This is a genomic window from Microcystis sp. M061S2, from assembly GCF_020245605.1.
In the GTDB taxonomy this organism is placed as follows: Bacteria; Cyanobacteriota; Cyanobacteriia; order Cyanobacteriales; family Microcystaceae; genus Microcystis.
This window is the reverse complement of record NZ_JADBUP010000157.1, coordinates 1-11,765: the sequence shown is the minus strand read 5'-3', so window position 1 is coordinate 11,765 and position 11,765 is coordinate 1. Positions and strand designations below refer to the sequence as shown.

Genomic DNA, 11,765 nt, shown 5'->3' with positions numbered 1-11,765 from the left:
TTTTGCCGCCGGCAATTTAACCATTTATTACAGTCCTAACCAGAAAAAGTCAGAATTCTGCCGTGGTCCTGATTTTTTCGTGGTTTTGGGGACAAATCCCAATCCTAACCGCAGAAGTTGGGTAGTTTGGCGAGAAGAGGGTAAATATCCCAATTTAATTGTGGAAATTCTCTCCGATAGTACCGCCAAAGTTGACCGAGAGGAGAAAAAACAAATTTATCAAGATATATTTCGCACTCCCGATTATTTTTGGTTTGACCCAGAAAGCTTAGAATTTGCAGGATTTACTCTAATTAGCGGTCAATATCAACCGATTACCCCCAATGCCCAGGGAAGGCTCTGGAGTCAACAATTAGGCTTATATTTGGGTTTATCTGCCAATAAATTGCGCTATTTTACCCCCGAAGGTGAATTAGTACCCACTCCCGCAGAAGCGGCACAACAGGCAGAAAATCGGGCTGTAGAAGCAGAAAATCAAGTCCAACAGGAAAGGCAGAAATCCGCAAAATTAGCGGCTAAACTGCGGGAATTGGGCGTAAATCCCCAAGAAAATTTCTAATTAGGGTTTGCTAAATTTAATCCCATGTATAGACGAGAATTACTGCAATTTATAGGCTCTCAGGCTCTTCTTGGGGCTATTAATCCAGAATTTACTTGGAATTATCAAAATATTGACCATTGGGGCGAATTATCAAGGAATTATCGCCTCTGCACCACGGGAAAGCAACAAACACCGATCGATCTGAGTATAGTGACTGAAAAAGAGCTATACCACCCCACCTTTAATTATCGTCCTATACCCCTAAAAATTCGCCATAACGGTCGTACAATCTTAGTTCAGACCGAAAAAGGAGGAAATATGAGTTTTCACGGTGAAAAATGGGATTTGTTGCAGTTCCATTTTCATCATCCCAGCGAACATCAGATTAAAGGTCAGTCTTTCCCTCTAGAAATTCATTTAGTGCATCGAAATGGGAAGGGAAATTTAGCAGTTGTGGGCATCTTAGCCGAAATTGGGGCAAATAATCCCTATTTACAAACCATTTGGGATTATTTGCCCCAAGAACCTTCTCCTGAAATGATTATCCCCGATACTTGGGTCAATGTCGGGCTTTTACTGCCGGAAAATAGCGGTTTTTATGAATATCGGGGGTCTTTGTCCACTCCCCCCTGTAGCGAGGATGTTCTCTGGTTAGTCTGGCAAAATGCGATCGAAATTTCTCCCCAACAACTGCAACAATTGGCCGCGATTTTTCCGCGTAATGCGAGGAATATTCAACCCTTAAACGGGCGCTCGATCCTGCATTCCTAGCCCACCAATTGTCGGCATTTTGGCTAATTTAGATAATTTTATTAACTTTTAGACCAAAAATGGTAAATAACTCAGGAATGCGCTCAATAACTAAAGCTTCGGTGTCTGTCCAGTCACTTTCCTTCGTGGCTAAAACCCCGAGAACACTCAGAGGAACCTGTAGAAATAGGTGACTTAAGAGGAGAGCGATCGCGGCGATGACTAAACCTAAAAGCCGCCATTGGGGGAGATAGGCGGCCACGGCAGCCGCTAGAGGGGCAAAATTATAGATGGGCCAAGCGATGAGAATTAAGAGGACGACTCCCAAAAGAGTAAGAAGACGATGGCGAGGACGTTGAAAAAGAGAGAGAATTTTTAACTGTTCGGGGGTGAGTTGACTCGGTTTGAGAGCAACCAACAAAAGACTAAAGATATCAAAAGGTTTTGTCCACTGCATCCAAAAGACTGGAATAATAGCGATCGCTCCCAGAAATAGCCATTCTAGCCAAAGAAAAGGCAAGGGATCGCCCACAGCTAAACCAATCCAAGCGATTTGTAAAAAGATGGGCAAAGCCGCTAACCCTGCCAGATGAATCCACAAAAAAGGTTCTGATTTCATAGAGGGAAATGAGAATTATAAATTATAAATTATGAATTATGAATTATGAAGTGGGGAGATGGGGGAGTGGGGGAATTATGAATTATGAATTATGAATTATGAAGTGGGGAGATGGGGGAGTGGGGGAGTGGGGGAATTATGACTGATGACTGATAACTGATAACTGATAACTGACTCCCGACTCCCGACGGTTCAAGTGTAATTAACTGGATAAAGTGCGGCGTTTCATGACCATTTCGTAGGCTTCGATAATGTCGCCTTCTTTCCAGTCATTGAATTTAGAAACACCGACACCGCACTCGAAACCGGTGGCCACTTCCCGGGCATCTTCCTTCATCCGTTTGAGGGAATCGAGAACCCCCTGATAAACAATTTCCTTGCCGCGACGCACGCGCAGGAAGCGATTCCGCACCAGTTTACCGGATTGGACATAACAGCCCGCCACGGCCCCACGACCGACGGTGAAGACGGCACGCACTTCGGCGAAACCGAGGTGTTCTTCCACTTCTTCGGGGTCAAGAAGACCTTCCATCGCCCCTTGAATATCATCGAGAAGCTTGTAGATGATATTGTAATCGCGGATATCGACCCCTTCCCGATCGGCGGATGCGCGCGCACCACTGGCCAGGGTGGTATTAAAGCCCACCACCACCGCACCACTAGCGGCGGCCAGATCCACATCGGTTTCGGTGATTTCCCCCGGAGAGGCGAGGAGAACGCGAATCTGCACTTCGTTTTGGGGTAACTGTTTAAGCGCACCGAGGATGGCCTCGACGGAACCTTGCACATCTGCCTTGAGGATGAGATTAAGTTCCTTGAGTTGTCCTTCTTGAGCTTGGATAGAGAGGGTGCTAAGGCTAACGCGACGAGAAGAGAGGGCCTGTTGTAAACGGGTGTTGCGTCGTTCGATCGCCCGTTGATCAGCGATTGATCGGGCCTCTTTTTCACTTTCATAGACATCGAATTCATCGCCAGCGGCCGGCACATCACTAAGACCGAGGATTTCCACGGCGAAGGAGGGGGTAGCCGCTTCGACTTTTTGACCGCGATCATCGATCATCGCCCGAATTTTGCCGAAAACGGAACCAGCGACGATGCTATCGCCCACCCGGAGAGTGCCATTCTGGACGAGCAGGGTAGCCACGGGACCTTTGGTGCGATCGAGGTTAGCTTCGATGACGGTTCCCTTCGCCAAGCGGTCGGGGTTAGCGACCAATTCCTCCACTTCTGCCACCAAGAGAATCATTTCCAGCAGATTATCGAGATTTTCACCCCGCAGGGCGCTAACGGGAACCATGATCGTCTCACCGCCCCAATCTTCGGCCACCAGTCCCTGTTCGGTCAATTCCTGTTTAATCCGGTCGGGGTTAGCCGAGGGTTTATCGACTTTGTTAATCGCCACCACGATGGGGACTTCCGCGGCCCTGGCGTGACTAATTGCCTCTTTCGTTTGGGGTTGCACGCCATCATCGGCGGCCACCACCAGCACCGCTATATCGGTGACTCTCGCCCCGCGGGCGCGCATAGCGGTAAAAGCTTCGTGGCCGGGGGTATCCAAAAAGACAATCTGTTCGGGTTTGCCGTTATGTTCCACATCGACGTGGTAAGCACCGATGTGCTGGGTAATGCCGCCGGCTTCCCCCTGGGCGACTTTGGTTTTGCGGATCGAGTCGAGGAGGGTGGTTTTACCGTGGTCAACGTGACCCATAATGGTGACGACGGGGGGACGACGCTGGAGACTTTCCCAGTCGGAGACATCGATCATTTCCGTGGTTTTGATTGCCGCCGACTGGGTGCTGGGGGTTTCCACGGCGATCTCGAAGTCCCTGGCGATCATTTCGATCGTGTCCACGTCGAGAGTTTGGGTGATATTAACCGCCATCCCTTTAAAAAATAGGGTTCTGATGATCTCAGTTTCGGGGACTTTCATCAATTCCGAGAGGTCGCGCACGGTGAGACTGCCGGTGACGACGATGCTTTCCGGGCGTTTTTCCTCTTGAGGTTCTTGGCGCTCGCTTTTCGGGCTGCCGGTGTGGGCGGTTGGTTTACTAGGCCGCTTAACTTTGACTGCTGTTGGGGTGCCGGGGGTGGCAACTTTAGCGCTGGGCGGTTTGGGGGGACGAGCGGTGGAAAGGGTAAAACTGGGGGTATTAATTAACCCGGACAGTTCCGATTCTAGATCATCGTCATCTTCAAAGAGGGCTTGGGTGCGGCGTTTGTTTTTGCCGGCAGTTTTGGCGGTTTTGGCCGCTTTTTTCTCCTCTTCTTCTTCTTCTTCCCAAGTAGATTTTTTGGCCATGCGAGGGGGCATGGTCGGTCGTTTGAGTTTTTTCAGCCCGTCTGCTCCGAGCAGTCCGGTATCCGTATCGATTTCTGTGCCATCAATGCCAGATTTCTTGGTGGTATCGGTTTCTTCCTCGCCGGTAGCTGAGATTTTAGCGGGCATACCGGGGCGAACTGGGCGCTTCAATTCCACCGTCTCCCGCACTTCTCTAGCTGGTTCCCCCAGTTTCGGGCTTTTTCCGTCGGGTTTGCGGTTGAGGGTCGGTTTTTCTGGTTTAGCCAAGCCAGCCCTGCGCTCAGGATTAGGGGCGTTTTCGCTCTCGCCGCGCTCGCGTTTTTCTCCCCCCCTTCGACTTGGCTCAGGGCAAGGGGGCCTGTCGTTACTGCCAGGGGCATTTTTAGATCGGGGTTCTGGACGGACCGAGGCGGTTTCAGGGCGCGGTTTCGGGGTGAGGGAGGGTCGATTAGGTGGGGCGATTAAGGTGGAGGCTGCTTCCTGGACTAGCGGGGTTTCGGTCGGGGTTCCTTCAACACTGGGGAGCTGAGATAGCATCTCTGCATCGGTGGGGGTAGCCGCATTCTTCTCCTCCGTGGCGGGAGTTTTTTCGGCCGCACCGTCGCGCCCTGGGGGAGCGACGAGGGGTTTAACCGGGGGACGGGGGGGACTGATTAAAGTCGGTTTGGCTGAGGAACCAGCCTGACCGAGATGGCTCGGCCCCTCTTCGCCGGTTTCGGGGCGGTTATGTTTATGCAGGGCTAAAATCTTTTGTTTTTTTTCTTCGGCAGGACTAGCCGATTCTCGCTGACCCGTGCTATTTTTACTGGTACTCGAGGTAACTCCCTTCGCTGCGATCGCTTTGATGCGTTGGGACTCCTCTTCGCTGATCGTGCTACTGTGGCTCTTGTACTCGATGTTCAACTGGTCACAGATGTCCAAAATGTCTTTGTTGTCTAGATTCAATTCTTTTGATAAATCGTAAATTCTGACTTTCGTGTTACTCATCCATTATCCCCCGGCTAAAGTGTTAGTGATCCTAATAAGTTGGCTGATTTTTTATCCTGTCAAGACTGCCCCATTTCTATGCTAACGATTTTGTGGCTATGATCGTCAATTTTAATCCTGATTTGGTCTCAATTGCCCGGCGGGCCCGAGTCGCTCTTGCAAGGACTCATAGACCGTTTCGGGAATATTGGCTTTTAGGGCGCGTCCGAGACGATTTTTTTGCCGAGCTAGTTGCAGACAGTTGGGCTGCGGACAGATATAGGCGGCTCTTCCCATGCCTTGATCTAATTGTATCTGTCCGGACGGGTGTAGTCGGACAATTCGCCAAAAAGATTCTTTCGGGGCGAAGAGACGGCAGCTAATACAGCGTCGATAATTGACGAAGGGGCTCATTCTTGGTCTAAATCCTGCGCTTCTGGGTCGGTTTCAGCGGTTTTTACCTCTTGTTCGCCTTTATAGAGGGCGATATCCTTAATATCGATTTTCCAGCCCGTCAGACGGGCGGCTAGACGCACGTTCTGTCCTTCTTTGCCAATCGCTAAACTCAATTGATCCTGGGCAACCAGTACCAATGCTTGTCTTTCTTCGGCATTAGTGAACAAAACTTGGTCAATACGGGCGGGACTAAGGGCATTGGCGATGTAGGTGGCGGGATCTGGAGACCAGCGAATCACGTCGATTTTTTCTCCTCGCAATTCGTTAACCACGGCTTGAATCCGCGAACCTCTGGCCCCAATACAGGCCCCAACCGGATCCACGTCTCTCTCTAAGGTATCGACGGCGATTTTTGTCCGCGAACCAACGTGACGGGAGGGGGGATTAGCTTCCCGGGCGACAGCAACAATACGCACGATTTCCTCCTCGATTTCGGGAACTTCGTTGGCGAACAAATATACTACCAAACCCGCCGCCGCTCTGGAAACGATTAATTGCGGGCCGCGGTGAGAACCTTCCAGGACTTTTTTGAGCAGCACTTTAAAGGTGGCGTTAGCCCGATAGTTATCGTTGGGCAGCTGTTCCCGTTTCGGTAGTTCTGCTTCCACTTCTGGTTGACCGTAGGTGCTTTGTACCATGACAATAGCGGCCTGTCTTTCAAAACGGACGACCCGGGCCTGTAAAACGGTTCCTTCTAGATCTTGGAACTCCTCTTGAATCAATTTACGTTGGTTATCCCGCAGTTTTTGCAGTAAAACCTGTTTAGTTTGAATCGCCGCCATGCGACCAAATTCTTTTTGGTCGGGGGTGACATCAAGAACTACTTCATCCCCTAACTGGGCCTCATCGGCTACTTCTTGCACTTCTTTGAGACCGATGTGATGGTCGGGATTGGTCACTTCTTCCACAATAGTTTTAGTCGAAAGGATGCGAAAGCCTTCTTCTTCTACGTCTAATTCCACATCAAAGTTATTGAAATAATCTTCATGAAATTGAGCAGCTTTTTCTAAACTTTGGGCGCGTCGATAACGTTCGTAACCCTTGATAAGTGCTTCACGCAATGCTTCCTGTACGGCATTTTTGGGCAGATTATGTCGTTGGCTAATTTCTTCGAGCATTATTTTTAAACCAGGCAAATTAACAGTAGCCATAATTATTTTTTCTCCTTACTTTTGAGTTATTAGTTTTTTAGCCATTAGCCTTGTATCAGTTATCAGTTATCAGTTATCAGATGTAAGTTATCAGTTATCAGATGTAAGTTTTAAGTTAATCAGTTAGTTATTTATTTATCTTCATCTTTATCCCTGATTACTGATTACTGTTTACTGTTTACTGATCACTGATTATTGCGCTGCTCATCTAAACGGACGCTGATGACGGTAGTGCGATCGATGCTCAGGGAGCGACCTTTTTGGTTAAGATAAATAGATTGCTCATCTCTACCTTGCAGTTTTCCGCGCCATTCTTGCGGTTTTCCCTGGCTATCCTGGCCGGTAACGATGACGGGAAAACCTTTAAAAGACTGAAATTCGCGCTCACTGCTCAGTTGTCGAGAAATGCCGGGGCTAGATATTTCTAAAACGTAGGCCTCCGGTAAGATTTCTTGACTGTCGAGGGCGGTTTCTAAGGCCCGACTCATCTGCTCACAGTCCTCTAAACCGGTATCTCCCGCAAGATTGCGAATATCGACGCGCAGGACGGGAGGCCTTTTATTGGTTTGGAAAACGATATCGACCACTTCTAGCCCCAAGTTTTCAGCGATAGGGGTGGCTAGGTGCAGCAGGTCGGGGATGAGCGGATGGGTCATGATTTAGACAATAAAAAAAGCGGGCGAAACCCACTTCCCTAAACTGTTAGTGATTGGGATAGGCAGTTGTTAGACCACCTAGCTGAATACAGTATAGCAAAAAACCGTCATCACTATTTGCCCCCAGGGTCGTGCCTGGGGGAAAACAGAACAGTGGTCACGATCGAGTCAATCTGTCACAATGAATACAGGGTAACTAGATATAGAGTCAATTATGGATCAAAAATCTCCGCTCACCGTAGTTAGAGCCAAGTCAGCTAAGAATCGTGGTCATCGGCCAGTATGGAAAGGGATTGTCACCACTTGGATGATTCTGCAAACCTTTGGCCATGTCACTCCTGCTTGGAGTCAAAAAAACCAAAATACCCTCACCTACGGTGAATTGTTAGAGAAGATCGACCAAGGCAAGGTAAAAAAGGTGGAAATCAATCCTTCTTTGCAGCAGGCAGCAGTTACCCTCGTCGGTCAAACGGACAAGGATCCCCCGAAAGAAGTCAATTTATTTGACCAAAATCCCGAATTAATCAAGAAACTCGATGCTAAAAAAATTGAGTACGGCATTCTCCCCAGCACTGACAATTCAGCCCTGATCAATGTTCTCACTAACCTGTTAGTGATTATTATCGTCTTGGGATTATTGGTGTTTATTATCCGTCGTTCTGCCAATGCTTCCGGTCAAGCGATGAACTTCGGTAAATCAAGGGCGCGGTTTCAGATGGAGGCGAAAACTGGCATAGAATTTAATGATGTGGCGGGTGTGGATGAGGCCAAGGAAGATCTAGAGGAAGTGGTGACATTCCTTAAACAACCCGAAAAATTTACGGCTATTGGTGCAAAAATCCCCAAAGGAGTCCTGTTAATCGGGCCCCCGGGGACGGGGAAAACTTTGCTGGCTAAAGCGATCGCAGGAGAGGCAGGAGTACCTTTTTTCAGCATCTCCGGGTCGGAATTCGTGGAGATGTTCGTCGGGGTTGGTGCGTCGCGAGTGCGAGATCTGTTCCGAAAAGCCCAGGAAAATGCCCCTTGTTTGGTTTTTATCGATGAAATTGATGCCGTTGGTCGTCAACGAGGGATCGGTTATGGGGGAGGTAATGATGAACGGGAACAAACCCTGAACCAATTATTGACGGAAATGGACGGTTTTGAGGGAAATACTGGCATTATCGTCATTGCCGCCACCAACCGCCCCGATGTTTTGGATTCGGCCCTGCTGCGTCCGGGTCGTTTTGATCGACAGGTGGTGGTGGATTATCCAGATTCTAAGGGACGTTTGGCCATTTTGGAGGTCCATTCTCGCGATAAAAAGGTTGCTGCCGATGTTACTCTGGAGGCGATCGCCAGGCGCACCCCCGGTTTTACTGGGGCAGATTTGGCTAATATGCTCAACGAAGCGGCGATTTTTACCGCTAGAAGACGGAAAGAGGCGATTACCATGGCGGAAGTCAACGATGCGATCGATCGGATTGTGGCCGGTATGGAAGGGCGCGCTTTAGTGGATAGTAAAGCCAAGCGTTTGATCGCCTATCATGAAGTTGGCCATGCGATTGTCGCTAGTCTCTGTCCCGGCCACGATCAGGTGGAAAAAGTCACCCTGATTCCCCGGGGTCAAGCGCAGGGGTTAACTTGGTTCACTCCCGATGAAGAACAGGGTTTAACCAGTCGTTCTCAGTTATTGGCCCGAATTGCGGGATTATTAGGGGGACGAGTGGCGGAGGAATGTGTCTTCGGTGAGGATGAAGTGACCACCGGTGCCGGTAATGATATTGAAAAAATTACCTATCTGGCCCGACAGATGGTAACGCGTCTGGGAATGTCGGAATTGGGATTGATTGCCCTAGAGGAGGAGGGCAATTCCTATCTCGGTGGTGCTGGTGCTGGTTATCATGCCGACCATTCTTTCGCAATGATGGCGAAAATTGATGCACAAGTGCGGGAAATTGTCAAGCAATGCCACGATTTAGCAACAAAACTTATCCTTGACAATCGTGTGGCGATCGATCGCTTGGTGGATATACTGATTGAACAGGAAACCATTGACGGCGACGAATTCCGACGTTTATTGACGGAATTTCAGCGACAAGCGGAGCGGTCAATGGTGACTACGGTTTAATTTGCCCTTCGTCTCCTCGCTTCGATTAAGTGCTTAGGAGACGATTTCAGCCAAAAATCTGCTAATCAGTCGGACAAAGCCAGAATTAACGACTAACATTGTGAGCGGGAATTTTATTAATGGAATGGCCGTTATGATTGCCTTTGGTGGGGGCAATAATATTAGCTTCTAAAGCTGAAGTCATCTCGGCCAACATTTCTAAATTGAAACGATAGCCGACGTTGCGGACGGTTTGAATTAAATTAGGTTGTCTGGGATCGGTTTCGATTTTTTTCCGCAGAGAGAGAACATGAGTATCGATTGTCCGGGGATTATCAATTTCCTCGGGCCAAGCGCGACGCAGTAAATCGGCTCTTGATAGGGGTGTTCCCTCCGCTTGGGCTAAAACGTAGAGTAAACTAAATTCTTGGGGCGTTAATTCGATATACTCCCCGTGAAATTGTACCCGTCGTTGGGCTAAATCTATTTTTAATTCCCCATAATCCAAGTGTAGGGGAGCGGCCCCACCGCGTGAACGATGGGTTAACACTTCTACCCTAGCCATAAATTCTTGCATTCCAAAGGGCTTTCTCAGGTAGTCGTCGGCCCCCGCTTTTAAACCATTGACCACGTCTTTTTCGCTATTGCGGGCCGAGAGAATCAGTATTAAAGACTGTTTTTGTTGATAAAGCCAACGGCAGAGTTCGATTCCATCCCCATCTGGCAAGTCGGAATCGATAATTGCTAAGGTTGGTTGACGATGAAGGAAAGCTTGACGCGCACTTTGCAGGGTTGCCGATTGATTGACCAAATAACCGGCCTGTTGCAGATGCCAAGCTAATAGCGATCGCAAGTGCGGGTTGCCCTCAACAATAGAAATATAGATCGATACCACCTGAGTTTCTGCCCCGTTACTGCACAGATTGACACATTGTCAGGATATCAGAATTAATGTCAAGATGTTGTAACAATCGTAACATTCGTTAGCTGTCAGCTTTTTTCTCGCTGCTCCCATCTCCCCATCTCCCCATCTCCCCCCGCAACGCGCACGAAGTGGTCTCCCCACTTCATAATTCATAATTTATCATTCATAATTTATCATTCATAATTCATAATTCATAATTCATAATTCATAATTTATCATTCATAATTCATAATTCCATCACCCCACTCCCCACTTCCTAATTCATAATTTGTAATTCATACTTCCCCGAAAACGTCTTGACTGTCGAACCTCATTCAAGGTATTCTATGGAATAACATCAGAGGGTCGTGGAATCCAGATTTGAATTGGCCTACAAACTCGGACAGTAATGGAATTCAGATTTGAATTGGCCTACTCTTTTGGGGACTTACCCAAAAGCTGACAATTATTTTCTGTCTGATCAGATCTTCTTGATTGTTCTCTCAGCCATCTAACCACTAAAAAACGACCGGAACACCATGATAGATAACTTTGCCGCCAACGACCTCTATAACTGTATAGATAGTCTAGATTGCTCAGGTTTTGAGAAATTTTTAGCGGGGAATAACTCATCAATTTTTCCCCCCATAGCCACTAACTGCATAAGATTAGATCGCACCCCCAGTATATATTCAGTCAAAGTTTTCACCTGACTTATATACTGTACGACGGTAAAGGGAGGGCGCAGATCGAAATAACCTCCAACTACCCAGAAATAAGTATCGACAGTTAGGAACCAATCCCTGACCTCACATCGGAAGCACTTAAGGAGAAAAAATATGCTTGACCAAAATTTCAACCTATCAGACAGCAATGTTTTAGATAATATCTTCCAGTTACCAACCCTTGTGGTGGAATCAGGTTTAGGACGCTCCGATTTGATTACCCCTGTTTTCAGCAAAAGTCTCCAGGGCATGGATTCTAGCTTTTTCAGCAATTCTGTGGAAGAATACCAGCTAGGACTAGAAAATCGCTGGCAATCATCCCAATCCCTTTCCTCTTGGCCTAACGGCGGTGATTTTTTAACGGGTCAAAGTAATTTTGTGGGTCTTTCCAGTTCTGTTGACCTAGCCGGCAATACCTTAGCAACGGCGCGTGATATCACCATTGGAGCAACTACCAGCACCTACAGCGATTTTGTTGGTTCTACAGACACCAATGATTACTATCGTTTTAGTTTAGCAGGCAGCAGCAACTTTAGCCTCAATTTAACGGGATTAAGTGCCGATGCCGATGTGTCCTTATTAGATAGTAATGGCAGTGTGATTACTAGA

Annotated in this window: 10 protein-coding genes; 4 read left to right on the top strand and 6 right to left on the bottom strand. The window is 48.0% G+C overall.

The features are described 5' to 3' along the window. Together IM475_RS22425 and IM475_RS22420 are read left to right on the top strand one after the other, a co-directional pair. Positions 1-559: Uma2 family endonuclease (locus IM475_RS22425; protein WP_287729189.1), on the top strand; the 559-nt coding region annotated here is incomplete at its 5' end. 24 nt (positions 560-583) lie between these two features. Next, entirely contained in the window at positions 584-1,312 is a 729-nt protein-coding gene (locus IM475_RS22420) for a carbonic anhydrase (protein ID WP_287729188.1), read from the top strand. A 28-nt stretch (positions 1,313-1,340) separates the two neighbouring features. Here the strand turns inward: IM475_RS22420 and IM475_RS22415 are convergent, their stop codons facing one another. The 5 genes from IM475_RS22415 to rimP all read right to left on the bottom strand — a co-directional run bounded on the left by IM475_RS22415 (position 1,341) and on the right by rimP (position 7,438). Further along, entirely contained in the window at positions 1,341-1,910 is a 570-nt protein-coding gene (locus tag IM475_RS22415; RefSeq protein ID WP_287729187.1) for a low-complexity tail membrane protein, read from the bottom strand. Positions 1,911-2,112: 202 nt separating this feature from the next. Beyond that, positions 2,113-5,196 carry a translation initiation factor IF-2 gene (gene infB / locus IM475_RS22410; RefSeq protein ID WP_287729186.1) on the bottom strand — a complete coding sequence of 1,028 codons (3,084 nt, stop codon included), beginning with the start codon at positions 5,194-5,196 and terminating at the stop codon, positions 2,113-2,115. Between the two features lie 111 nt (positions 5,197-5,307). Continuing rightward, entirely contained in the window at positions 5,308-5,589 is a 282-nt protein-coding gene (locus IM475_RS22405) for a YlxR family protein (RefSeq protein ID WP_287729185.1), read from the bottom strand. Next, a complete protein-coding gene (gene nusA, locus IM475_RS22400; protein ID WP_287729184.1) occupies positions 5,586-6,782 on the bottom strand; it encodes a transcription termination factor NusA in 1,197 nt (398 codons plus the stop codon). Before nusA ends, IM475_RS22405 begins: the two co-directional genes overlap by 4 nt. A 185-nt stretch (positions 6,783-6,967) precedes the next feature. Further along, entirely contained in the window at positions 6,968-7,438 is a 471-nt protein-coding gene (gene rimP / locus IM475_RS22395) for a ribosome maturation factor RimP (RefSeq protein WP_287659927.1), read from the bottom strand. A gap of 214 nt (positions 7,439-7,652) precedes the next feature. On the opposite strand from rimP, the gene ftsH reads away from it, so the two are divergent. Then, a complete protein-coding gene (gene ftsH / locus IM475_RS22390; RefSeq protein WP_287729183.1) occupies positions 7,653-9,548 on the top strand; it encodes an ATP-dependent zinc metalloprotease FtsH in 1,896 nt (631 codons plus the stop codon). An 85-nt stretch (positions 9,549-9,633) separates the two neighbouring features. Here ftsH and IM475_RS22385 read toward each other — a convergent pair whose 3' ends face one another. After that, on the bottom strand, positions 9,634-10,422 hold the full coding sequence (locus tag IM475_RS22385) for a response regulator transcription factor (RefSeq protein WP_287729182.1): 789 nt from the start codon (positions 10,420-10,422) through the stop codon (positions 9,634-9,636). 848 nt (positions 10,423-11,270) lie between these two features. Between IM475_RS22385 and IM475_RS22380 the strand changes: the two genes are divergently transcribed. After that, the coding region (locus tag IM475_RS22380; protein WP_287729181.1) for a PPC domain-containing protein at positions 11,271-11,765 on the top strand (495 nt) is incomplete at its 3' end.

Bases quoted from the DNA above. Each gene is read 5' to 3' on its own strand.
- IM475_RS22420 (WP_287729188.1), top strand. From the start codon at position 584: ATGTATAGACGAGAATTACTGCAATTTATAGGCTCTCAGGCTCTTCTT.
- IM475_RS22415 (WP_287729187.1), bottom strand. From the start codon at position 1,910: ATGAAATCAGAACCTTTTTTGTGGATTCATCTGGCAGGGTTAGCGGCT.
- infB (WP_287729186.1), bottom strand. From the start codon at position 5,196: ATGAGTAACACGAAAGTCAGAATTTACGATTTATCAAAAGAATTGAAT.
- IM475_RS22405 (WP_287729185.1), bottom strand. From the start codon at position 5,589: ATGAGCCCCTTCGTCAATTATCGACGCTGTATTAGCTGCCGTCTCTTC.
- nusA (WP_287729184.1), bottom strand. From the start codon at position 6,782: ATGGCTACTGTTAATTTGCCTGGTTTAAAAATAATGCTCGAAGAAATT.
- rimP (WP_287659927.1), bottom strand. From the start codon at position 7,438: ATGACCCATCCGCTCATCCCCGACCTGCTGCACCTAGCCACCCCTATC.
- ftsH (WP_287729183.1), top strand. From the start codon at position 7,653: ATGGATCAAAAATCTCCGCTCACCGTAGTTAGAGCCAAGTCAGCTAAG.